Here is a 23,188-nt window from a genome sequence, read left to right as displayed (position 1 = left end):
CCGCCCGGGGCCCGGGGCCGGACGGCCCCGGGCTCAGCCCGCCGGCGCCGCGACCGCCTGCGCCGCGACCTTCCGGCGCAGCCGCAGGATCATCGCCGTGCCCACCGCCAGCGGGACGTACTGCCAGCAGAACGCCCAGCGGAAGGCGTCGGCCGAGTACCCGACGGCCCCGTCCGGGGAGAGCGCGTCCAGCAGCACGCCGATGCCGAACAGGGTGATCATCGTGCCGATGAAGCCGCCCATGTTGACGATCCCGGAGGCGGTGCCGAGCCGCTCCGCGGGGTTGCGGGCGCGCGCGTAGTCGAGGCCGACCAGCGAGGCCGGGCCGTTGCTTCCCATCACCAGGATGATCCCGACCAGCAGCCAGGTCGGCGGGTGGCCGCCGGGCCAGGCCAGCACCAGCGCCCAGCCGAGCGCGGTGGTCACGACGACGGTCAGCACGATCGGCATCCGGGTCCGCGCCGAGGCGGAGAGCAGCCGGCCGAACAGGAAGCCGAAGCTCATGTTGCTGAGCACCAGCAGGGTCAGCAGCCCGCCGGCCCCCGCCCGGGACATGCCCTGCGCCTGCACCAGGTAGGGCAGGCCCCAGAGCAGGCCGAAGGCGTTGCCGGGGAACTGGGTGGTGAAGTGGATCCAGAGCCCGAGCCGGGTGCCCGGCTCCCGCCAGCAGGCGAGGACCTGCTGGCCGACCTTCGGCCGCGCCCCGGTCGCCCCGCCCTTCCCGGCCTCCCCGGGCCGGGCGGCGGCGGCCTCCTGCGGGGGCGTGTCCTTGAGGAAGAGCGCGACCAGCGCGAACACCGCCACGCCCAGCAGCGCGATCGCGGTGAAGGTGGGCGTCCAGCCCTCGCTGTGCAGCGCCTGGGCGAGCACCACGGTGGTGACCAGGTTGCCGCCCATCCCGGCCAGGCCGGTCAGCTGGGCGACGAACGGGTTCCGGGCCGCCGGGAACCACCGGGCGGCGATCCGCAGCACGCTGATGAAGGTCATCGCGTCGCCGCAGCCGAGCACCGCGCGGGAGGCCAGCGCGGGGCCGAAGGAGGAGCTGAACGCGAAGGCCAGCTGGCCGGCGCTCAGCAGCAGGACGCCCAGCAGCAGCACCCGGCGCGGCCCGAACCGGTCGACCAGCAGGCCGACCGGTATCTGCATGGCCGCGTAGACCAGCACCTGGAGGATCGAGAAGGTGGAGAGCGCCGAGGCGCCGATGCCGAAGCGGTCGGCGGCGTCCAGTCCGGCCACGCCGAGGCTGGTGCGGTGGATGACGGCCAGGATGTAGACGCTGACGCCGACGGACCAGGCCAGCCAGGCCGCGCGGCCGCCGGGCGGCTCGAATACGGGTCCGGGCACCGGCGCTGACGCCGGCACGGGGCCGACCGGGGGCCCGGCGGCGGGTCGGGGAGCGGGGACGGACGGGGACGGGGCTGGACGGGCGGGCTCCACGGTCATAGTCCGACCAGATTAGTCATCCCATGATTGGACGCCCAGATGCGGGGCGCGCACCGCGCCTCAGCCGGTCAGCGTCCAGGACACCGAGCGGGTCATGTGGCGCTCCCGGAAGGCCTCGTCCCGCACCCAGTCGGTGGTGTCCTTGACGGTCGCCATCACGGTGGCCGTCCGGCCCGGGGCCAGCTCCAGCGGGGCGGTGTCCAGCCAGGAGCCGTCGGGGGACTGAGGCGTCACGGGGACGCCGTTCACCTTCCACTCCACCTTCAGCTGCCGCGGGCCGGTCAGCGGCAGCGGCCGGACGTCGAGCCGGGGCCGCCCGGACACCTCGCCGGGGGCCGGCACCGGGGCGTCGGTCGGCCGGACCCTGCGGTACAGCTCCTCGATGATCGCCTCGCGCGAGGGGAGGTTGTACGCGCTGCCGAGGGTGCGCATCACCGAGTCCGGGGTGGGCCGGTAGAGGCCGTTGGCGCTGCGGTACGCCCCGACCACCCCGGCCCCGTCCGGGGACTCGGCGCCCAGCCAGCGCCACCACTTGGTCTGCTTCCTGCGCATGTCGTCGGCGTTGAGGGTGGCGAGGTTCGGGTAGTCGGCGTCCTCCGGGGCGCTGTCGTACTCGTCGCCGAGGTCCCCCACGGTGTGCCCGATCTCGTGCTGGATGATCCGTCCGGCGTCCGGGCTGCCGCCCGCCAGGGTGGTCACCCCGGTGCCGCCGGCGCCGCCGTACTCGGTGGAGTTGGCCAGGGCTATCAGGTACTGCGGCCCGGCGCCGCCCCCCGCGTACCGGGCGGTGGCGGCCTCGTCGGCGCAGAGCAGCCGGGCGGTGCCCTCGCACCAGAAGTGCATGCCGAGCGGGGTGGCGGTCTTGCGGCCGCGGCTCTCGGACTCGGCTATCCCGGAGACCGGGGAGACCACCTCGACCCGCCTGATGTTGAAGAAGCCCTGGTAGGTGCGGAAGGGCTCGATGTCCATCAGCGCGTGCCAGGCCTTGTCGGCCTGCTGCCGGAAGAGCTCCTGCTCGCCGGCCGTGTAGCCGTCGCCGAGCAGCACCAGGGTGATCCGGTTGGCCGGGTCCCCGGTGCGACGTATGTCGACGGTGGGGGCGGCCGCGGGTATCCGCTGGTCGGCCTGGAGGGCCGCGTGCGGCGGCACCGCGCGGTCGGCGGCGGCCCCCGGCCCGATCACGCCGAACGGCGAGGGGCCGACCAGCTCCAGGGCGCCCGGGAGGGCGGCGGCGGACACCAGCACGAGTGCGGCCAGACTCCGGACGAGACGGCCAGGGTTGCCAGGCGGCATACGGGTGCGTCCTCCGGGTTCCGGTCACCCGGCGTCGCCCGGGTGGTGGAGCGGAGACGTACCCGGGCGGCCGGGACTCCCCTATCCGGCCGCGAAAAAGTCACCGACCTGGCCGAACGATCCGTACTTTCCGGATCATTCAGGTCATACCAACCATCACTCGGACGGTCTCCGAGGCCCGCCGAAGAACTCCGAAAAATTCTCGGAACCCGCCTGCAACCCCTGACGGGGATGCGCGTCTATACGGATGAAGGCACGGAGAGCGAGACCGGCGGAGCCGGGGGGCGCTTCCGCTCGTGAAGCAGCGGGGCCGGTCGTCTTCGCCCACACACACCGTCAGACCCATGACCCTGGGGAGTCACGTCATGCGCACGTCCGTTATCACCCGTTTTGCGAAGAACGACCGCGCCTTCTCCGGCCGCCGCCGCATCGCCACCCTCGCCGCCACCGTCGTCCTCGCCGGCGGCGTCCAGTTCCTCGCCACCGACACCGCCTGGGCCTGCGGGGACCACCGGCTCAACGGCGCGTACGAGGCTCCGGCCAACGTGCCCGGCCTGTCCCCGGACACCGCCATCGTCTCCGCCAAGTCCTCCGTGGTGGCGGACGGCAGCTGGAACGAGGTCTCCGTCAAGGTCACCAACAAGGCCGCCGAGGACGCCCACGGCATGGAGCCCTTCCTCGGCATCCACACCCCGGGCTCGGGCGCCGCGGCCCGCCTCAAGGACGTCAAGATCCAGTACGAGGACTACACCGGCGCCTGGAAGAACCTCCAGCTGCTCGACGGCTGCTCCCGCGTCGTCGACATCACCGGCTCCCAGCGCCAGCGGATGGCCGCCAACAGCTCGGCGACCTTCAAGTTCCGCTACTCGCTGGCCGCCGGCACCCCGGCCGGCGTGACCACGATCGACCTGCTGGCCTCGACCGAGATGGCCGGCTCCCAGGGCCCGGGCGACTCGGGCTTCAAGACGGTCAAGGTGACCCACCCCCAGGACACCGCCGGCACCAAGCCGACCACCCCGTCCAAGCCCAAGCCCACCCCCACCAAGGACACCAAGCCGGCCCCGGCCAAGCCCGCCGCCGAGCAGACCAAGGACACCGCCGCGGCCGCCCCGGCCCCGAAGCCGACCACGCCCTCCGCTGCCCCGGCCACCACCGCGCCCGCCGGCACCCCCGAACTCGCCCAGACCGGCTCCTCCTCCACCAACACCTTCCTCGCCGCCTCCTCCGCCCTGCTCCTCGCCCTCGGGGCCAGCGCCCTGATCGCCGTGCGCCGCCTCCGCCGCCAGCACTGACCTGCGGTCGTCAGGGCCGAGCGGGCCCCGGCGCCGACGGTCGGAAGATTCTCGGAACCCACCTGCAACCCCTGACGGGGATGCGCGTCTATACGGATGAAGGCACGGAGAGCGAGACCGGCGGAGCCGGGGGGCGCTTCCGCTCGTGAAGCAGCGGAGCCGGTCGTCTTCACCCACACACCACCAGCACGACGACTTTGGGGAGTCACGTCATGCGCACGTCCGTTATCACCCGTTTCGCGAAGAACGACCGCGCCTTCTCCGGCCGCCGCCGCATCGCCACCCTCGCCGCCACCGTCGTCCTCGCCGGCGGCGTCCAGCTCCTCACCACCGACACCGCCTGGGCCTGCGGGGACTCCGACAAGGCCCCGGTCACCACCCCGGCGAAGCCGTCCGCCGCGGACGAGGAGGACCGGTCCGTCGAGCTGCACGGCCAGGGCACCAACGCCACCTTCCTCAAGGCCCCCGGCACGCTCACCGTCGGCGGCCCCAAGGCGGAGTTCGACGTCCAGTTCTTCAACGGGACCGGTGCCGACTACCACCGGATCTTCCCCGGCATCGCGTTCTTCAACATGAACGGGGCCACCCCGAAGCCCTCGCAGGTCACCGCCGAGGTCATGGCGAACGGCACCTGGCAGCGCGTGAAGCTGGCGAACGGCTGCGACCCGGCGATCGGCGGCTCCCTCCCGTCCGCGGGCGGGCCGCTCGCCGACGGCCACGCCGTCCGCTACCGCTTCCGGGTCGGCCTCTCCGCCGACGTGGCCAAGGGCATCGACGGGCTCCAGGTCACCGTCAAGCCCAGCGAGGGCCGGGGCGTGAGCACCGCCGTCAAGGTGGTGCACCCGGCGGCGCCCGCCAAGCCGACCACCCCGGCCAAGCCCACCCCCACCAAGGACGCCAAGCCGGCCCCGGCCAAGCCCGCCGCCGAGCAGACCAAGGACACCGCCCCGGCCGCCCCGGCCCCGAAGCCGACCACCCCCTCCGCCGCCCCGGCCACCACCGCCCCCGCCGGCACCCCCGAACTCGCCCAGACCGGCTCCTCCTCCACCAACACCTTCCTCGCCGCCTCCTCCGCCCTGCTCCTCGCCCTCGGAGCGGGCGTCCTGATCGCCGTCCGTCGACTCCGTCCCCAGCGCTAGTCGAACGGGCGGTCACACCGAAGGGGCCCTCCTCCGCACGGCGGTGCGGAGGAGGGCCCCTTCTTCGGTGCTACCGGGCCGTCAGCCCCAGGTGATCAGGCGCTTCGGGCGCTCCAGCAGCGCGGCCACGTCGGCCAGCACCTTGGAGCCCAGCTCCCCGTCCACCAGGCGGTGGTCGAAGGAGAGCGCGAGCGTGGTCACCTGACGCGGGACCACCTTGCCCTTGTGCACCCACGGCAGTTCCCGGACCGCGCCGAAGGCCAGGATGGCGGCCTCGCCCGGGTTGAGGATCGGGGTGCCGGTGTCGACGCCGAAGACGCCGACGTTGGTGATGGTGATCGTCCCGCCCTGCATGTCGGCCGGCGAGGTCTTGCCCTGACGGGCGGTCTCGACCAGCTCGCCGAGCGACGTGGCCAGCCCCGAGAGGGTCCTGGACCCGGCGTCCTTGATGTTCGGGACGATCAGGCCGCGCGGGGTGGCCGCGGCGATGCCGAGGTTCACCTGGCCCTTGAGGACGATCTCCTGGGCCGCCTCGTCCCACTGGGCGTTGATCCCGGGGTGCCGCTTGATCGCGGTGAGCAGCGCCTTGGCGACGATCAGCAGCGGGCTGACCCGGACGTCCCGGCCCAGCTCGCCGCTCTCCTTGAGCCGGCGGACGAACTTCATCGTGCGGGTCACGTCGACCTGCACGAACTCGGTGACGTGCGGGGCGGTGAAGGCCGAGGCCACCATCGCCTGCGCGGTCGCCTTGCGGACGCCCTTGATCGGCACCCGGACGTCGCCCGCGCCGGACACCGGCGCCTGCGGCGCGGCCGGCTCGGCCACGGCGGTCTCGGCCACCGGCGCCACCGGGGCCGCCGGAGCGGCCTGGGCGGCGGCGTGGGCGTGCACGTCCTCGCGGGTGATCACGCCGTCCCGGCCGGTCGGGGTGACCGCGCGCAGGTCGACGCCGAGGTCCTTGGCCAGCTTGCGCACCGGCGGCTTGGCCAACGGCCGCTCCCCGGACGGTACTTCGGCGACCGGGGCCGGGGCCGCGGGCGCCGGTGCGGCGACCGGGGCCGGGGCGGCGGCCGGAGCCGGCCTGGTCGCGGCGACCTTGGTGGTGGTCGTCCGCCGGGCCCGGCGCTGGCTGCCGCCGGTGCGCGGGCCGTACCCGACCAGCACCTCGCGCCGCTCGGGCTCGGGCTCCTCTGCGGGAGCCGGAACCGGCGCCTGGGCCGGCGCCGCGGCGGGGGCGGCCGGAGCCGCGACACCCGCCTCCCCGGCGACCGCGATCGAGATGATCACGGTGCCGACGTCGACCGTCGCGCCCTCGGGGAAGTGCAGCGTCTCGACCACCCCGTTGAACGGGATGGGCAGCTCCACGGCCGCCTTGGCGGTCTCCACCTCGCAGACGACCTGCCCGTCGGTGACGGTGTCACCGGGCTTGACGTACCAGCTGAGGATCTCGGCCTCGGTGAGGCCCTCGCCCACATCGGGCATCTTGAACTCGCGGAGCGAGCGAACTTCGGTGGTCATCTTCGCTCCCCGGAGTCAGTACGCGAGCGCGCGGTCGACGGCGTCGAGCACGCGGTCCAGGTCGGGGAGGAAGGCCTCCTCGACCCGGGACGGCGGGTACGGCGCGTGGTAGCCGCCGACCCGCAGCACGGGTGCCTCCAGGTGGTAGAAGCACTTCTCGGTGAGCCGGGCGGCCAGTTCGGCGCCCATCCCCAGGAAGACCGGTGCCTCGTGCACCACGACGGCCCGACCGGTGCGCTTGACCGACGCCTCCAGGGCGGCGAAGTCCACCGGGGAGAGCGAGCGCAGGTCGACGACCTCCAGCCGGCGGCCGTCCTCCTCGGCGGCCGCGGCGGCCTCCAGGCAGACCTTGACCATCGGCCCGTACGCGATCAGCGTCAGGTCGGTGCCGGGCCGGACGACCCGGGCCTCGTGCAGGCCCAGGTCGGCGGCGTCGCCGACCTCGCCCTTGTCCCAGTAGCGGCGCTTGGGCTCCAGGAAGACGACCGGGTCGTCGGACTCGATCGACTGCCGCAGCATCCAGTGCGCGTCGTGCGCGCTGGACGGGGTGACCACGCGCAGACCGGCGGTGTGCGCGAAGTACGCCTCGTGCGACTCGCTGTGGTGCTCGACCGCGCCGATGCCGCCCGCGTAGGGGATGCGGATGGTGACCGGCATCTTGACGTGCCCGAGCGCGCGGGCGTGCATCTTCGCCAGCTGGGAGACGATCTGGTCGAAGGCCGGGTAGACGAAGCCGTCGAACTGGATCTCCACCACCGGGCGGTAGCCGCGCAGCGCCAGGCCGATCGCGGTGCCGACGATGCCGGACTCGGCCAGCGGGGAGTCGATCACCCGGTCCTCGCCGAAGTCCTTCTGCAGGCCGTCGGTGATCCGGAAGACGCCGCCGAGCTTGCCGATGTCCTCGCCCATGAGGAGGGTCTTCGGGTCGTTCTCCAGCGACTTGCGCAGCGCTCCGTTCAGCGCCTTGGCGATGCTCAGCTGACCGGCCATCAGTGGGTCTCCCCCGCCTCGAAGGAGGCCGCGTACTCGACGTACTCGGCCCGTTCCTCATCGACCAGCGTGTGCGGCTCGCTGTACACGTGGTCGAAGATCAGGGTCGGGTCCGGGTCCGGCATGCCGCGCACGCCCTCGCGCACCCGCAGCCCCAGCTGCTCGCTCTCGGCGTCGACGGCGGCGAAGAACTCCTCGTCGGCCAGGCCCTCCTTCTCCAGGTGGGCGCGGAGCCGGGAGATCGGGTCCTTGGCCTTCCAGGCCTCGGTCTCCTCGGTGTGCCGGTAGCGGGTGGGGTCGTCGGAGGTGGTGTGGGCGCCCATCCGGTAGGTGAACGCCTCGATCAGCACCGGGCCGTTGCCGTTGCGGGCGTGGTCGAGCGCCCAGCGGGTGACCGCGAGGCAGGCCAGCACGTCGTTGCCGTCGACCCGCACGCCGGGGAAGCCGAAGCCGGAGGCGCGGCGGTACAGCGGGATCTTGGTCTGGGTGGTGGTGGGCTCGGAGATCGCCCACTGGTTGTTCTGGCAGAAGAAGACCACCGGCGCGTTGTAGACCGAGGCGAAGGTGAAGGCCTCGTTGACGTCGCCCTGGCTGGAGGCGCCGTCGCCGAAGTACGCGATGACCGCGTCGTCGGCGCCGTCCTTGGTGATGCCCATCGCGTACCCGGTGGCGTGCAGGGTCTGCGCGCCGATCACGATGGTGTACAGGTGGAAGTTCTTCTCGTTCGGGTCCCAGCCGCCGTGGTTCACGCCGCGGAACATGCCGAGCAGGTTCAGCGGGTCGACGTCGCGGCACCAGGCCACGCCGTGCTCGCGGTAGGTGGGGAAGGCGTAGTCGCCGGGGCGCATGGCGCGGCCGGAGCCGACCTGGGCGGCCTCCTGGCCGAGCAGCGAGGCCCACAGGCCCAGCTCGCCCTGGCGCTGGAGCGCGGTGGCCTCGCCGTCGAACCGGCGCACCAGCACCAGGTCGCGGTAGAGAGCGCGCAGCTCCTCGGGAGTGGTGGTGAGGGGGTAGTCCGGGTGCTCGACCCGCTCGCCTTCCGGCGTGAGCAGCTGGACGAGCTCCGGCTGGGCGTCCTTGCCCGTGGCGCGGAGGGTGTCAGGGACGCCGGGGGCCGCCTTCTTGCGGGCCCTCGCCGTGCTTTTGACGGTCACGTTCACTCCTCGGTCTGTCCGGCCGCCCGGGGTCGCCGGTGACCGGTCCGGTCACCGCCTCGCGGGGCGCGCGTGGGTGTGCGCTCCCACTGCGGGGCAGGTGGTGATCCTGTTCCGACGGCGTCCCTCACGAGAACGTTACCCAGCGTCCGCCCTCGACGCGCTTGCGCTAGGACGTCCTACTTGTTCAGGGCCTACAACCCCGAGGGTGCCGCGTTCGGCTCGCCGTCGGAAGGGTGGGGGTGACGGTCGGCGTGACGCAGCTCTCAATTCGAGCGCCTTCAGGACACCAGCGCACGTTATCCGGGCAGACGCCCGTACGTAAGGGGGTTCTCGGTATCGGTTTCGGACGGCTGTGGCCGGATCGCGTTGGTATGGAGGTCCGGGCGATAGGTCTTTCGTACGGTGTTATGGGAGGCTTTGGACGTGACTGATAACGGACAAATCAGGGTATTCCTGCTCGACGATCACGAGGTCGTCCGGCGGGGCGTGCACGATCTGCTCTCGGTCGAGGACGACATCGAGGTCGTCGGCGAGGCCGGCACGGCCGCCGAGGCGCTCACCCGGATCCCCGCGGTCCACCCGGACGTGGCGGTGCTCGACGTCCGGCTGCCGGACGGCAACGGGGTCGAGGTCTGCCGCGAGATCCGGTCCAAGCTGCCGGAGATCAAGTGCCTGATGCTCACCTCGTTCTCGGACGACGAGGCGCTGTTCGACTCGATCATGGCCGGCGCCTCCGGCTACGTGCTGAAGGCGATCCGCGGCACCGACCTGATCACCGCCGTCCGGGACGTCGCGGCCGGCCGCTCGCTGCTCGACCCGGTCGCCACCAGCAGGGTGCTCGCCCGGCTGCGCGACGGCGGGGAGAAGGAGGACGAACGGCTCGCCCAACTCACCAAGCAGGAACGGCGGATCCTCGATCTGATCGGCGAAGGTATGACAAATCGTCAGATCGGCAACGAGTTGCACCTGGCGGAGAAGACGGTGAAGAACTACGTCTCCAGTCTGCTCGCCAAGATGGGCATGGAGCGGCGCACCCAGGCGGCCGCCTTCGTGGCGCGGCACCAGGCCGACCACCAGTACTGATCCGGCCCTTCACAGAACTGACGGTTTGTCAAGGGCCCCCACAAGGGGGCCATAACCTCTGCACGTGACTTTCAGCCAGACCCTTGCCTGCGCACCGGCCCGCCCCGATCTCTCCGCACCACCGATGGGGACCCTCAGTCCCCCCGTCCCGGGGGGTGCGCTCGCCGAGGTCCTGGCCCGCTACCGGGTCGGACGGCCGCTGACCACCGAACCCGTCGCCGAGGGCCTGTTGAACCGGGGGTACCTGGTCACCACCGAGGCCGGTCCGTACTTCCTGAAGTGCTACGTCGACTCCGCCACCGCCAGCCGTCCGAAGATCCTCGCCCACCACCGCGCGATGGCCGCGCTGAACACCCTCGGCCTGCCCGTCGCACCCCCGCTGGCCTGCGCCGAACGGTCCGGCACGGTGGCCGCCTGGGGCGGCCGACTGTTCGCCCTGTTCCCCTGGGTCGAGGGCCGGCACCGGCACGGCGACGAGCTCGACCCGTCGCAGTGCGACGCGCTCGGCACGCTGCTCGGCCGGCTGCACGGCGCGCTCGACGACGTCTGCGCCCCCCTCGAACAACCCGCCGGGTACCGGAGCGCCGACCCCGTCGACAGCGCCGCACTCGCCCGCGACCTGCGGCGCCGCGCCCGGGAGCACCAGCCGGCCGGGGAGTTGGACGCCCTCGTGGTGGAACGGCTCACGGAACGGCTGGAACTGCTCGCCGAGCACGCCCACCGCCGCCCCGCCCCGGAGGCCGCGCCGCCCACCGGCTGGACCCACGGCGACTTCCACGGCCTCAACCTGCTGTACGAGGACGACCCGCGGGGCGGCCGGGTGGCGGCCGTCCTGGACTGGGACAAGCTCGGCCCGCAGCCACGCGCCGAGGAGGCGGTCCGGGCCGCCACGCTGCTCTTCAACGACCGCTCGTCCGGCGCCCTCGACCTGGTCCGGGTCCGCCGCTACTCCCAGGCCTACCGGGCCTCCGGGGCGGCCACCGCCGAGCACCTGGCCGCCGCCGTCCACCGGGTCTGGTGGGAGCGGCTGAACGACTTCTGGATGCTGCAGTGGCGCTACCAGCGGGCCGACCACCGGGCCGACCCGCTCTACCCCGCCTCCGCGGGCCAGCTGGCGTGGTGGTGCCAGGAGTACGAGCAGGTCCTGGATGCCTTCGCCAACTGACCCGCCGCCGCCGACCGGGTCAGGGGGTCGGCGGCACGACCGGGATGGACGGCTTCGGGTCCGTCGGCGGCTTCGGCGACCCGGTGCCGGGGCCCGCGGTCTGCGGCGGCGCCGTCGTGGGCGGCGCCGTCGTCGCGGGCGCCGTCCCGGTCGGCGTGTGGCTGGCCGTCCCGGTCGGCGTCGGGGTCGGGGTGTGCTTGCCCGTGTTCGGCGACGGCGACATGTTGTTGCCGCTGTTCCCGTTGTTGTTCCCGTTGTTGTTGCCGGGGTCGGTCGGCTGCTGCGGCTTCTTGCTGCCGGAGGCCGAGGCCGGCGGGGTCGCCAGGCCGCTCTGGGACGGGGGCGCGGTCGTCTCGGTACTGGTCGCCGCCGGGGGCTGCGGCGAGATGTCCGAGTGGCCGGTGGGCTCGCTGCCGCTGAGCGCGAACGCGATGCCCGCACCGGCTGCGACCAGCACGGCGATCGCACCGGCCACCCAGGCCCAGGGCCCGCGCCGCCGGCCGGGGCCCTCGTCGTCCCCGCCCGCACCGGTACCGCCGCCGTACGGGCCGCCGGCCGCCGGGTAGGGCGAGGAGGGGGTGTGCGGGCCGCCCGTCGAGTACGGCAGCACGGAGGTCTGGTCGGCCGGGCCCACCGCGCCGAAGGCCGCGGTCGCCGCGGCCTGGTCCGGCCGGAGCACCTGGGTCGCGCCGGTGTCGACCGCGGCCGCGCCGGCCCAGGCGGCCCCGCCCGCGCCGTGCATCTCACGCAGCGCGTGCTGCACGTGGGCGCGGAACTCGTCGGCGTCCTGGAAGCGGTCGTCCGGGTTCTTGGCGAGCGAGCGCAGCACCAGCGCGTCGAGGCCGGCCGGCACCCGGCCGTTGGCCTGCGAGGGCGGCACCGGCGGGTCCTGGACGTGCTGGTAGACCACCGACAGCGGGGTGTCGCCGGTGAACGGCGGTCGCACCGTGAGCAGTTCGTAGAGCATGCAGCCGGCCGCGTACAGGTCCGAGCGGTGGTCGACCGGCTTGCCGAGCGCCTGCTCGGGCGAGAGGTACTGCGGGGTGCCCATGACCATGCCGGTCTGGGTCATCGTGGTGGCCCCGCCGGTCAGCGCCCGGGCGATGCCGAAGTCCATCACCTTGACCGCGCCGGCGTTGGTGATGCTCACGTTGGCGGGCTTGATGTCGCGGTGGACGATGCCGCTGCGGTGGCTGTAGGCGAGCGCCTCCAGCACCCCGGCGATGATGATCAACGCCTGGTCGACCGGCGGCGCCTCCTCGTCCGCCAGCAGCTCGCGGACGGTGCGGCCCTCGACCAGCTCCATCACGATGTACGGCGTGGACTCGTCCCCGTCGTACTCCTCGCCGGTGTCGTAGACCGCGACGATCGAGTGGTGGTTGAGCGCCGCGACGGCGTGTGCCTCGCGGGTGAAGCGCAGCCGGGCGACGTCGTCCTGGGCCAGCTCGCCACGCAGCAGCTTGACCGCGACGGTGCGGCCGAGCCGCACGTCCTCGGCGGCGAACACCTCGGCCATGCCGCCGCGCCCGAGCCGGTAGGTCAGCCGGTAACGGCCGTCCCCGACGGTGCTCAGCGGCACGGCGGTGCCGCGGCCCGGGGTGTGCGGGCCGCCCGTGGCGACCGGCGGCAGCGCCGAGGTCGGGGCCTCGCCGCCGGGCTCGGGAATCCTCGGGGTTCCGCCGGTCCGGCCGACCGCCCGGACACCCGCGTCGTCGTCCGGCTGCTGCGTCTGTGCCATCGCTCCTCGCCCCGGGCGTTCGCTCGGATCGCGGTGCCCTGTCGCTTACGTATCCCCGAACGCTACCGCCTCCGGCGGACGACCGTGGTACCCCCGAACCTGCCGGAAACCGTCAGAGCAGGCCATTCCGGTCGGCCGGGAGGTCGAGGACCAGCACGTCGGCGGGACGGTCCGCGTGGCTGAACTTGCCGCCCGTCTTCTCGTCCGCCTTGTTGACCACGATCGCGATGATGATGCCCGCGAGCACCAGCACGCCGACGATGATCCCGATCACGACCACGGCCGTCGAGCAGCCGCCGCCGCTGGTGGGCGCCTTCGGCTGCTGGTACGGCGGCATCGGCTGCGGCATCGGCTGCGGCGGCGGGGTGTGCGCCCCCTGCTGGAGGTACTGCGGGTGCGGCGTGTGCGGGGCCTGCGGCCGCGGGGTCTGGTAGGCGGGCGGCGGGGTCTGGTACTGCTGCCCGCCCTGCTGGAGGTACTGCGGGTGCGGCGTGTGCGGGGCCTGCGGCTGCGGCGTCTGGTAGGCGGGCGGCGGCGTCCGGTACTGCTGGGCCCCCTGCTGGAGGTACTGCGGCTGGGGCGTCTGCGGGGCCTGCGGAGCGGCGTGCACCGAGCGCGGGCCCTCGTTGATCACCAGCGGGGTGCTGGCCTGCAGCCGGTGCCCGTTGTCGCCGCCCTTGGCGGCCGCGATCAGCCGCTCCGCCTCGTCCCGCATCGCCGCCGCGCTCTGGAACCGGTGCGCCGGGTCCTTGCGCAGCGCCTGGGCGACGAAGGCGTCCACCTCGGGCGTGATCGAGCGGTTGAGGGTGGAGGGGGCCGGCGGCTCCTCCTGGACGTGCTTGTAGGCGATCGAGAACGCCGAGTCCCCGTCGAAGACCAGCTGCCCGGTGATCATCTCGAAGAGCATCACGCCGACCGAGTAGAGGTCGGAGCGGGCGTCCACCGGCTTGCCGAGCGCCTGCTCGGGCGAGAGGTACTGCGGGGTGCCGACCACCATGCCGGTCTGCGTCATCGACGTGACGCCGGATTCCAGCGCACGGGCGATGCCGAAGTCCATGACCTTGACGTTGCCCTTGCGGTCGAACATGACGTTGCCGGGCTTGATGTCGCGGTGCACCAGGCCCATGTCGTGCGAGGCCTCCAGCGCGTTCAGCACGCCGACGGTGACCTTCAGGGCCTCCTCGGCCGGCATCGCGCCGTACTGGCCGACCGCCTCGTTGATCGCCTCGCGCAGGCCGTTGCCGTCGATCAGCTGCATCACGATGTACGGCGTGCTGGAGCCGTCCGGGGCGATGTCCTCGCCGCTGTCGTACACGGTGACGATGTTCGGGTGCTCCAGCCGGGCCACCGCCTGGGCCTCGCGGCGGAACCGCTCCTTGAACGAGTCGTCCCGGCCCAGCTCGCTGTGCATGCTCTTCAGCGCGACCTGCCGGTCCAGCACGCGGTCGTGGGCGAGGTGCACGGAGGCCATGCCGCCCTCGCCCAGCAGCCGCTGCAGCACATAGCGGCCGTTGCCCAGGGAGAAGCCCTCGACCGCCGCGTTGCCGTGCTCGCTCATGGTCCTCTGCTCCCCCTCGGCGCGGCCGTGCTCGCCGCAACCTGACGTTCGGTCTCGTCCGTGCGTGGTGGGCCCGGCCCGCTGGCCTGGCGGGCCCCTGCCGCGGCGGTTCCACCGGCCGGCGACAGGGGCCAGGGTATCGGCTCGCGCCGACGGTGATCGGTCCAGGGCCGGGGCCGGTCCCGGCCCGGGGGCCGCCCGGCCCGGCGGCCCGGGGCCGGGGAGGATCGTCGTGGTACGTCCGGTCCGACGGCGGTCCGGGCGGCCCGGACGCGCCTACCGGCGGGTACCGCCGGGTGCGGCTACAGGTAGGGGCCGGAGCGGATGCCGCGGCCCTGGCCCGGCTCGTCCTCGTCCGGCTCGCCGCTGTGCAGCCCGGGCGGCAGCGCCCGCCGCATCTGCTCCAGCTGTGCCCGCGCCGCCATCTGCTGCGCGAACAGGGCGGTCTGGATGCCGTGGAACAGGCCCTCCAGCCAGCCGACCAGCTGGGCCTGGGCGATCCGCAGCTCGGCCTCGGTCGGGATGGTGTCGTCGGTGAACGGCAGCGACAGCCGCTCCAGCTCGGCGACCAGCTCCGGGGCCAGCCCCAGTTCGAGCTCCTTGATCGAGCTCGCGTGGATGTCCTTCAGCCGGACCCGGCTCGCCTCGTCGAGAGGCGCCGCCCGGACCTCCTCCAACAGCTGCTTGATCATGCTGCCGATGCGCATGACCTTGGCGGGCTGCTCGACCATCTCGGTCACCGGGAGCTCGCGCGGCACGTCGCCCTCGTCGTCCCCGTCCCCAGCCGCACCGGCGAACCCCTGGCCCACGGGCAGCCCGTCCGGTCCGACGATCAGCACCTTCTGGCCGTCCTGCGACTGCCCGCCGCCGGCCCGGAAGGGCTCCTGCGACGGGCGCTCGTTCATCGGATTCGTCATGAACAACATTCTCTCTCACTGGGGTTGGTCGGGCGGAAGCCCCCGGTCGTCCCGCCGTCCTGCGCCACCCGTGACGACGCTACGCCTCCGGACGCCCTGCGGGAATCCGTACGGATACTCAGTTCCCGCACCCGGTCCGCCGACCGGCCACCGGCCGCCCGGCGACGGCACCCCGGCCCCGCGCACGGCGGTCCGCCGCTCCGTGGCCGCCGAAACCCCGGGCCGCTCCGGGCGCGCCGCGCCCCGCCGGGCCCCAGCCCTTGCGCTACCGCAGCCCCGGCCCCGGGGGGCTCAGTCCTTGCGCAGCCGCAGGCCGACCAGTCCCAGGCCGCAGCCGATCAGGCCCAGGCCGACGCCCAGCGGGAGCTGAGTGGTGGAGGCGTCCTGCCAGCGGGCGGGGAAGAGCGCGGGCACCCCGGCCACGGCCGCGACCGGCTGTCCGGCGACCGCCTCGGCCGTGTTCGCCGCGGCCGGGTCCGGGACGGCGGCCGCGCCGGGGGCCTCGGCCTCCGCGGCGTCCCCGTCGGCCTCCGGCTGCTCGGCCCCGACGGCCTGGTCCGGGGCCTCTTCCGGGGTCTGCTCGGCAGCCTGGTCGGGGGCCTGCTCCGGGGCCTGGTCGACGGCCTGGTCGGCGGCCTGGTCCGGCAGCTGCTCGGGAGCCTGGTCGGGGGCCTGCTCCACGGCAGCGTCGGAGCGCTCGGGCAGCGAGGCCAGGTGGTGCCGGTGGGCCTGCGGGGCGTTGCCGGCCGGGTGCGGACGCGGCAGCGGTCGCCGCGGCGGCGCGGCCACCGGCCCGGGGACGCCCGGTTCGTCGTCGGCTTCGTCGTCCTGCTCGGCGGCCGGCCCACCGCCCGGCTCGGCACGCGTCCCCGCGTCCGGCGAGGGATACGCCGCCGGCAGGGGGAGCGCCCCCGGCGAGGGCAGCGCCACCGCCGCCGAGGCGGCGGCCAGCGGGAGCGTGAGCCCCAGCACGGCCGCCGCGAACAGCCGCTGGGCGCGGCCCGGAGAGCGGCGGGACGGACGACGGTGGTGCGGCGCGACGGGCAGCGGCCCGAGGGATGCGTGCGGAGATGCGGCCACGGTCGGAGTCCTTCCGACGGCCGACGGCGCCCGGGGGCGGGATCGGCGGCGGGACTGCTCCGGACCAGATTCGCACGCGCCCGCCGTTACGGCATTTCGGGCAATTCACACCCGTCCGGCCGCCGCCCCGCCACCGGGGTCCCCCGTGCTCAGGCCCGCAGCACGACCTTCCCGACCTGCTCCCCGCGCTCCAGCACCCGGTGCGCCTCGGCCACCTCGGCCAGCGGCAGCACCCGGTCCACCACCGGCTTCACCACCCCGGACTCGACCAGCGGCCACACGTGCTCCCGCACCGCCGCCACGATCGCCGCCTTCTCCGCCAGCGGCCGCCCGCGCAGGTTGGTGGCGATCACCGCCCCGCGCTTGCGCAGCAGCGTGTTGAGGTCGAGCTCGCCCTTCACCCCGCCCTGGAGTCCGATGATCACCAGCCGCCCGTTGACCGCCAGCGCGTCCACGTTCCGCTGGAGGTACTTGGCGCCCATGATGTCCAGGATCACGTCCGCCCCGGCCCCGTCGGTGGCCTCCCGGAGCACCTCGACGAAGTCCTGCTCGCGGTAGTCGATCAGGATGTCCGCGCCCAGCTCGGCGCAGCGCGCCAGCTTCTCCGGGCCGCCCGCGGTGACCGCGACCCGGGCGCCGACCGCCTTGGCCAGCTGGATCGCCATCGTCCCGATCCCGCTCGCGCCGCCGTGCAGCAGCACCGTCTCCCCGGGCCGCAGGTGCGCGGTGAGGAAGACGTTGGACCACACCGTGCAGGCGACCTCGGGCAGTGCCGCGGCCTGCTCGGCGGACAGCCCCGCGGGCAGCGGCAGCAGCTGCCCGGTCGGCACCGCGACCCGCTGCGCGTAGCCGCCGCCGGCCAGCAGCGCGCACACCTCGTCGCCGACCGCCCAGCCGGCCACCCCGGGCCCGAGCGCGACGATCCGCCCGGCGCACTCCAGCCCCGGGTAGGGCGGGGCGCCGGGCGGCGGGTTGTAGAAGCCCTGCCGCTGGAGCAGGTCGGCGCGGTTGACGGCGGTGGCCGCCACCTCGACCAGGACCTCGCCCTCGGCGGGGACCGGGTCGGGCACCTCGGCCCAGACCAGTGCCTCGGGACCGCCGGGTACGGGAATCGTCATCGCATGCATGCCCCGAACCTACTGCGGGCGGGGGCGGTTCCACGGCGCGGCTCAACCGGTCGGCGCGGCTCGACCCGTGGGCGACGCTCGCCCCGCCCGTGGGCGCGGCTCAGCCCGTCGGCGCGGCCGCGCTGGACTTGATGACGATCACCCGGTCGGTGAGCTGGAGCACGGCGGCCTCCGGCTCGGTGTAGTTGAGCACCCGTCGGCCCCGGACCACCGCGACCACCAGGTCCGCGCACTCGCGCGGGCTGTGCCCGGCCTCGGCCCGGGTGACCGGGCGCTCCACCACGTCCAGCCCGTTGCCGTACGTCAGCAGGTCCTCCATCACCGCCCCGGCGTGCGGGCTGAGCATCGACAGCCCGAGCAGCCGCCCGGCCGAACTGGAGCTGGTCACCACGACGTCGGCGCCGCTCTGCCGCAGCAGCGGCGCGTTCTCGTCCTCCCGTACGGCGGCGACCACGGTGGCGGCCTTGTTCAGCTGGCGGGCCGTCAGCGTGATCAGCACGGCGGTGTCGTCCCGCTCCGGCGCGACCACCACCCGCGCGGCGGTGGGCAGCCCGGCGCGCACCAGGGTGTCGGTGCGGGTGGCGTCGCCGACCACCCCGACCAGGCCGTGCTGGGCGGCGGCGTCGACCACCTTGCGCTGCGGGTCGACGACGACGATCTCCTCCTTCTTCACCCCCTGCCCGATCAGGGTGTCGACGGCGCTGCGGCCCTTCGTCCCGTAGCCGATGACGACGGTGTGCTCGCGCACGGTGGACCTCCAGCGGTTCAACCGCCATTGCAGGCGGGTCCGTTCGGTGAGCACCTCCAGGGTGGTGCCGACCAGGATGATCAGGAACACCACGCGCAGCGGGGTGATCACGAAGATGTTGGTGAGCCGGGCGCCGTCGCTGAACGGGGTGATGTCGCCGTACCCGGTGGTGGAGAGCGTCACGGTGGCGTAGTACGCCGCGTCCAGGAAGCTCAGCCCGCCGCCGGCGTTGTCGTTGTAGCCGTCCCGGTCGAGGTAGACGATGAACGTGGTGGCGACCAGGACGGCGAGCGCCAGCAGCAGCCGGGAGCCGACCTGCCGCACGGCGGGCTCGGCCCGTCGGGCGGGCAGCACGATCCCGGCGTCCGCCCACGGCTCGGTGCCGGGCGCGAGGTTGCGTCGGATCCGGCTCATGCGCCCACCCCGGCGGCCCCCGCGCCGGACGCGCGGCTCTTGACGGTTCCCTCGTTCACGGCACCTCCAGCAGTTCGACCGTCTCCCCCGCCGCCGCCCCGCCGGGCGGCACCACGGCGAGCGCCTCGGCCCGGGCGAGCCCGCGCAGCATCGCCGGGCCGTCGAAGGCCAGCGGCAGGACGCCCTCGGCGGTCCGCCGGACCGGCTGGAGCCGGGTGTCCGTCCGGTGCCCGGCCAGCGGGGCCGCGGCCGGGGCGAGGGCGGGCGGGCCGACGGTCCGTCCGCTGCGGGCGTGCAGCAGCGGCAGGACGAGGGTGACCATCCCGGCGACGGCGGCCAGCGGGTTGCCCGGCAGGCCCACCAGGTGGCGGCCGCCGGGGAGTTCGGCCAGCAGCATGGGGTGCCCCGGCCGGACGGCGACGCCGTCCACCAGCAGTCGGGCGCCGGCCTCGGCGAGCGCCCGGTGCAGGAAGTCGACCGGTCCGGCGGCCGTTCCGCCGGTGGTGACCACCAGATCGGCGGTGGAGTGCCGCAGCGCGTCCCGGAGCAGCCCGAAGTCGTCCCGGACGTACCCGACCTCGGGCGTCCCGGCGCCGGCGGCCCGCAGCCAGGGCGGCAGCAGCGGCCCGAGCGCGTCCCGGACCAGGCCCGACCCGGGCACCCCGGAGGTGAGCAACTCGTCCCCCAGGACGAGCAGTCGGACCTCCGGACGGCGGCGGACCGGCAGCCGGTCGTGGCCGCAGGCGGCGGCCAGGCCGAGCACGGCCGGCCCGACCGGGGTGCCGGACGGCAGCAACTCCTCGCCCAGGCGGCACTCCTGGCCGCGCGGGCGGACGTCCTGGCCGGTGGTCAGCGGCCGCGGGCCGCGGTCGTGCAGCAGCGCGGCGTCCGTCCACCCGTGCTCACGGCGCAGTACGGCGGTGGCGCCGGGCGGCAGTTGGGCGCCGGTGGCGATCTCCACGGCGGTGCCGTCGGCCAGCGGCGCCGGCTCGGCCCGTCCGGCCAGCACCCGGCCGGCGACCCGCCACGGGCCGGGACCGGCGACCGCCCAGCCGTCCATCGCGGAGGTGTCGAAGGCGGGCAGGTCGGTCAGCGCGCCGAGCGGCTCGGCGAGGGTGCGGCCGAGCGCCTCGGCCAGCGGGACGGGGACCCCGGGCAGCGGGCGCAGCCCGGCCCGGCGCGCGGTCTCCCGGGCGCCGGGCCAGCTCAGCACGCCGGGACCGGTGGACGGTGCGGCCACGGTCGGCTGTCCGACCGCGCTCACGACTCGCCCGGCCGGTCGGCGGGGCCCCAGCCCTCGGCGAGGGCCTCGGTCCGCCGGGCCGCCTCGGCGACGGCCGCCGCCCCGCCGCCCCGCTGGGCGGCCGCGTAGCCGATCAGGAAGGCGGTCAGCGGCGCGGCCGGCCGGGCCACCCCGTGCGCGACCACCCGGGCCGTGTCGAGCAGACCGTGGACGTCGACGTCCAGGTCGATGCCCAGGTCGGCCTTGACCTCGGCGATCCAGTCATCCAGCGTGCGCTCCATGCGCCCATGCTGCCTGATCGGTGGTTTCCCGAAGTGTTCGCCCCGTGTGCGGGGCGCGTCGTTTCGCTCACACGTCGGTGGCCGGGGCGGTGCGCCTCAGGTCCGGTCGCGCTCGCGGGCCTGCTCCAGGTCCTCCCAGGTGTCGCAGTCGTAGGCGACGTTGTCGGTGTCGGCCACCCGCAGCCGGGGCAGTCCGCCGACCAGGCGGCGCAGCGGCTGGCCGGCGGGATCGCCGAGGGCGGCCAGCGCGGCGCGCAGCGGGGCGGTGCGGTAGGCGGCGGCGAGCGGCTGGTCGCGGCCGCCCGCGTCGACCAGCACGGCGGCGGCGCCGTGCGCCCCGGCCCGGTCGAGGGCGGCGACCAGCCGGTCCACCGTCCGCCGGTCCAGGAAGGGCAGGTCGGCGGCGAGCAGCAGCACGGTGTCCGCGGTGACCAGGTCGAGCCCGGCCGCGACGGCGGCGACCGGCCCGCCGCCGGGCGGCCGCTCCCTGGTCCAGTGGACGCCGCCGCGCGCGGTCGGCCGGACCGGGCCGACCACGACGGTGGTGCGGGCGCCCGCGCAGGCGGCGAGCACCCGGTCGAGCAGGGTGGTCCCGCCGACCGTCAGCCCGGGCTTGTCGGCCCCGCCGAGGCGCCGGGCGGCCCCGCCCGCCGGGACGATCACGTCGTACGGCGTCATGCGGCCAGTATCCGCCCTACGCCTGCTCGGGTCCGCCGTCCTCCTTGGACTCCCGGTCCTCCTCGGGCTCCCCGGCCGCGCGGGCGGTGTTGGCCGCCGCGCCCAGCTGCAGGAAGGACGGCAGGGTCAGCTCCCCGTACCGCTCGTTCATCGCCGTGACCAGCGCCTCCGGGTCGTCCGGGTGCTCGGCCAGCAGCCGGTCGAAGTCCTGGAGGTACTCGCCGGTGAAGGCCAGCACCCGGGCGGCGTCGTCGCCCTGGTCCGGGGCCCGGTGACCGGCGATCACCCGGTCCGCGCCGAGGTCGGCGATCCGGCCGAGGTTGTGCCCCCAGGTGGTGCGCTGGGCCGGGGTGGTGTCGGCGGTCCAGACGTGGGTGCCGTTGTGGACGAAGTCCCCGGCGATCACGGTGCGGATGCTCGGCACGTGGACAACCGTGGAGTCCCCGCAGTCGGCCTGGCCGAGCAGCAGCACGGGGATCACCTGGCGGTCCAGCATCAGCGGCTGCGGCAGCAGCGGGGCGGGGATCAGCGGGTGGTCCGGGATGTCGTCGCCGTACACCGGCTTCCACTGCGCGACCTTGGCGGCGACGGTGCGCCGGATGCCCTCGACCACGGCCGGGGCGGCCAGCAGCTGCGCGTCGGGGAAGAGCCGCAGCACCTCCTCGGCGCCGAAGTAGTGGTCCGGGTGCTGGTGGGTGACGACGACGGCGAGCAGGCGTCTGCCCTTGCCGGCGACCCACTCGGCCAGCTCGCGCCCGGCGCTGCGGGTCAGCTGGGCGTCCACCAGGATCGCGGTCCGCTCGCCGAGGATCAGTGTCGAGGTGGCGAAGAAGGCCGACTCGGGGCCGGTGAAGACGGCGACCTCCAACGGCCGGGCCGGCTGCCCGGGCTCGGGCGGCACCGCGCCCGCGGCCGGGCGGGCCTGGGCACGCTCCGCGCCGGCGCTCTCCTCGGACGGGGACGTCGTCACGGGCTGCTCCCTCTGGTCGGCGGTCGGATTCCCTGCGCCCTACAGCATGGGAGCACCGACGGCCGATTGCGCGGAAGGCGCGCCCGGTGGGGCGCGCCTCCGGTGCACGTCACACCGCGGCTCGGGCGGCCGCTTCCTTGGCCCGGCGGGCGGCCTGCTCCAGGGCCTGGGCCTTGGACTCGACGGCCTTCGGGACGAAGTCGGCCATCGCCGGGACGGCGGCCGCCAGGGTGAACTCCGGGACGATGAAGTCGACCTCCAGCCCGAGCATGCCGGTCAGCACCTTCTCCAGGTAGGTGGTGACGAACTCGAACGGCTCGCGCGGGGCGCCGGGCGCGTACGAGCCGCCGCGGGAGGCGACCACGGTGACCGGGGTGCCCTTGGCGGAGGGCGTCTCGCCGGCGGTGCGGCCGACCAGGATCACGTGGTCCAGCCAGGTCTTGAGGGTCGACGGGATCGTGAAGTTGTACATCGGGCTGCCGATCAGCACGGCGTCGGCCTGCTCCAGCTCGGCCATCACCTGCTCGCGCAGCGCGAAGGCGGCGGCCTGCTCGGCGCTGTGGGCCTCGGCGGGGGCGAATCCGGCGCTGATGCCGTGCACGTCGAGGTGCGGGAGGGGGTCGGCGGCGAGGTCCCGGTAGATCACCGTGCCCTCGGGGTGCTCGGCCTGCCAGGCGGCGCGGAAGGCGGCGGTGACCTCGCGGGAGACGGAGCCGTCGGCGATCGCGGAGGAGTCGAGGTGCAGGAGCGTGGGCATGGCAGTGCCTCCAGATAATAAGTAGCTGCTGATTTCGCTGCGACTGCAATTACGGTAGCAGCTTACTTTTCTACAGTCACTAGTAGGGGTTCGAGTAGGCTGGACCCATGGCCGAGCACGAGGCAGTGACCGACGGAGTCCCGATCGCCACCGACGCGTGCGGCGCCGAGGGCCCCGGCCCGTGCCGCAACGTCGACCTGGCCCTCACCCGGGTGTTCACCCTGCTCGGCAAGCGCTGGACCGGCATGCTGCTGGGCGTCCTCACCAACGGCGGCCCCGCGTACTTCTCCGAGCTGCGCCGCGCCGTCCCGGGCATCAGCGAGCGGATGCTCTCCGACCGGCTGACCGAGCTGGCCGAGGCCGGGCTGGTCGTCCGCGAGGTCGACGCCGGCCCGCCGCTGCGGGTCAGCTACCGGCTCACCGAGGCCGGCTTCGCGCTCAAGCCCGCGCTCACCGAACTGGCGGTCTGGGCCGACCGCTACCTGCCGGAGGGCGTGCTCAGGAGCGGCTGCTGAGCCCCCCCGGGCGCCCGGCGCACCTCCCCCGGACATGCGGAAGGGCCCGTCCACCGGTTCGGTGGACGGGCCCTTCGGCTAC

At 74.4% G+C, this 23,188-nt stretch carries 19 protein-coding genes and 1 pseudogene; 5 read left to right on the top strand and 15 right to left on the bottom strand.

Annotated features, from left to right (window positions below; translation table 11 throughout):
* Nucleotides 1-33 precede the first annotated feature (33 nt).
* Nucleotides 34-1,443 carry a nitrate/nitrite transporter gene (locus tag ACFVU7_RS25135; RefSeq protein WP_388047264.1) on the bottom strand — a complete coding sequence of 470 codons (1,410 nt, stop codon included), beginning with the start codon at nt 1,441-1,443 and terminating at the stop codon, nt 34-36.
* Nucleotides 1,444-1,503: 60 nt separating this feature from the next.
* Nucleotides 1,504-2,736: a M64 family metallopeptidase gene (locus ACFVU7_RS25130; RefSeq protein ID WP_388047262.1), complete on the bottom strand. Its 1,233-nt coding sequence runs from the start codon at nt 2,734-2,736 to the stop codon at nt 1,504-1,506.
* Between the two features lie 365 nt (nt 2,737-3,101).
* Here ACFVU7_RS25130 and ACFVU7_RS25125 point away from each other — a divergent pair, with 365 nt between their 5' ends.
* Together ACFVU7_RS25125 and ACFVU7_RS25120 are read left to right on the top strand one after the other, a co-directional pair.
* Nucleotides 3,102-4,028, top strand: a complete 927-nt coding sequence (locus ACFVU7_RS25125; RefSeq protein ID WP_388047260.1) for an LAETG motif-containing sortase-dependent surface protein — start codon at nt 3,102-3,104, stop codon at nt 4,026-4,028.
* A gap of 212 nt (nt 4,029-4,240) precedes the next feature.
* Entirely contained in the window at nt 4,241-5,167 is a 927-nt protein-coding gene (locus ACFVU7_RS25120; protein ID WP_388047259.1) for an LAETG motif-containing sortase-dependent surface protein, read from the top strand.
* An 81-nt stretch (nt 5,168-5,248) separates the two neighbouring features.
* Here ACFVU7_RS25120 and ACFVU7_RS25115 read toward each other — a convergent pair whose 3' ends face one another.
* From ACFVU7_RS25115 to pdhA, 3 genes are read right to left on the bottom strand one after another with little or no spacing between them, the layout of a single operon-like run.
* Entirely contained in the window at nt 5,249-6,685 is a 1,437-nt protein-coding gene (locus ACFVU7_RS25115; RefSeq protein ID WP_074001878.1) for a dihydrolipoamide acetyltransferase family protein, read from the bottom strand.
* Between the two features lie 15 nt (nt 6,686-6,700).
* Nucleotides 6,701-7,675, bottom strand: coding sequence for an alpha-ketoacid dehydrogenase subunit beta (locus ACFVU7_RS25110; RefSeq protein ID WP_049658928.1), 975 nt, complete (start codon nt 7,673-7,675; stop codon nt 6,701-6,703).
* Complete coding sequence (gene pdhA / locus ACFVU7_RS25105; RefSeq protein ID WP_049658931.1) at nt 7,675-8,829, bottom strand: pyruvate dehydrogenase (acetyl-transferring) E1 component subunit alpha; 1,155 nt, start codon at nt 8,827-8,829, stop codon at nt 7,675-7,677. The genes ACFVU7_RS25110 and pdhA overlap by 1 nt, the downstream gene beginning before the upstream one ends.
* A 426-nt stretch (nt 8,830-9,255) precedes the next feature.
* Here pdhA and ACFVU7_RS25100 point away from each other — a divergent pair, with 426 nt between their 5' ends.
* A complete protein-coding gene (locus ACFVU7_RS25100; RefSeq protein WP_074001879.1) occupies nt 9,256-9,915 on the top strand; it encodes a response regulator transcription factor in 660 nt (219 codons plus the stop codon).
* Between the two features lie 64 nt (nt 9,916-9,979).
* Nucleotides 9,980-11,080: a phosphotransferase gene (locus tag ACFVU7_RS25095; RefSeq protein ID WP_234348650.1), complete on the top strand. Its 1,101-nt coding sequence runs from the start codon at nt 9,980-9,982 to the stop codon at nt 11,078-11,080.
* A 19-nt stretch (nt 11,081-11,099) separates the two neighbouring features.
* On the opposite strand, the gene ACFVU7_RS25090 is transcribed toward ACFVU7_RS25095, so the two are convergent.
* The 10 genes and pseudogenes from ACFVU7_RS25090 to ACFVU7_RS25045 form a co-directional block, all read right to left on the bottom strand.
* A complete protein-coding gene (locus ACFVU7_RS25090) occupies nt 11,100-12,818 on the bottom strand; it encodes a protein kinase (RefSeq protein WP_388047257.1) in 1,719 nt (572 codons plus the stop codon).
* A 112-nt stretch (nt 12,819-12,930) separates the two neighbouring features.
* Complete coding sequence (locus ACFVU7_RS25085) at nt 12,931-14,376, bottom strand: protein kinase (protein WP_074001882.1); 1,446 nt, start codon at nt 14,374-14,376, stop codon at nt 12,931-12,933.
* A 302-nt stretch (nt 14,377-14,678) separates the two neighbouring features.
* Nucleotides 14,679-15,293, bottom strand: coding sequence for a bacterial proteasome activator family protein (locus ACFVU7_RS25080; protein ID WP_198959330.1), 615 nt, complete (start codon nt 15,291-15,293; stop codon nt 14,679-14,681).
* Nucleotides 15,294-15,584: 291 nt separating this feature from the next.
* Nucleotides 15,585-16,373 carry a hypothetical protein gene (locus ACFVU7_RS25075; RefSeq protein ID WP_074001883.1) on the bottom strand — a complete coding sequence of 263 codons (789 nt, stop codon included), beginning with the start codon at nt 16,371-16,373 and terminating at the stop codon, nt 15,585-15,587.
* Nucleotides 16,374-16,522: 149 nt separating this feature from the next.
* Nucleotides 16,523-17,500 (bottom strand): NAD(P)H-quinone oxidoreductase, encoded by a 978-nt coding sequence (locus ACFVU7_RS25070; protein ID WP_049659602.1) that lies wholly within the window; start codon nt 17,498-17,500, stop codon nt 16,523-16,525.
* Nucleotides 17,501-17,600: 100 nt separating this feature from the next.
* Entirely contained in the window at nt 17,601-18,662 is a 1,062-nt protein-coding gene (locus ACFVU7_RS25065; protein WP_117488713.1) for a TrkA family potassium uptake protein, read from the bottom strand.
* Nucleotides 18,663-18,717: 55 nt separating this feature from the next.
* Nucleotides 18,718-19,902: a molybdopterin molybdotransferase MoeA gene (locus ACFVU7_RS25060; RefSeq protein ID WP_388047255.1), complete on the bottom strand. Its 1,185-nt coding sequence runs from the start codon at nt 19,900-19,902 to the stop codon at nt 18,718-18,720.
* A 20-nt stretch (nt 19,903-19,922) separates the two neighbouring features.
* Nucleotides 19,923-20,864 (bottom strand): annotated as a pseudogene (locus tag ACFVU7_RS25055) (NTP transferase domain-containing protein).
* Nucleotides 20,865-20,880: 16 nt separating this feature from the next.
* On the bottom strand, nt 20,881-21,834 hold the full coding sequence (locus ACFVU7_RS25050; protein ID WP_388047254.1) for an MBL fold metallo-hydrolase: 954 nt from the start codon (nt 21,832-21,834) through the stop codon (nt 20,881-20,883).
* A 109-nt stretch (nt 21,835-21,943) separates the two neighbouring features.
* Nucleotides 21,944-22,591: an FMN-dependent NADH-azoreductase gene (locus tag ACFVU7_RS25045; protein ID WP_049651105.1), complete on the bottom strand. Its 648-nt coding sequence runs from the start codon at nt 22,589-22,591 to the stop codon at nt 21,944-21,946.
* Nucleotides 22,592-22,698: 107 nt separating this feature from the next.
* Here ACFVU7_RS25045 and ACFVU7_RS25040 point away from each other — a divergent pair, with 107 nt between their 5' ends.
* Nucleotides 22,699-23,106, top strand: coding sequence for a helix-turn-helix domain-containing protein (locus ACFVU7_RS25040; RefSeq protein ID WP_117488718.1), 408 nt, complete (start codon nt 22,699-22,701; stop codon nt 23,104-23,106).
* Nucleotides 23,107-23,188: the final 82 nt, after the last annotated feature.

This window comes from Kitasatospora sp. NPDC058046, assembly GCF_042885595.1.
Lineage (GTDB): Bacteria > Actinomycetota > Actinomycetes > Streptomycetales > Streptomycetaceae > Kitasatospora.
Note: the sequence above shows the minus strand (reverse complement) of the source record. Positions and strands in the feature narration are given on the sequence as shown.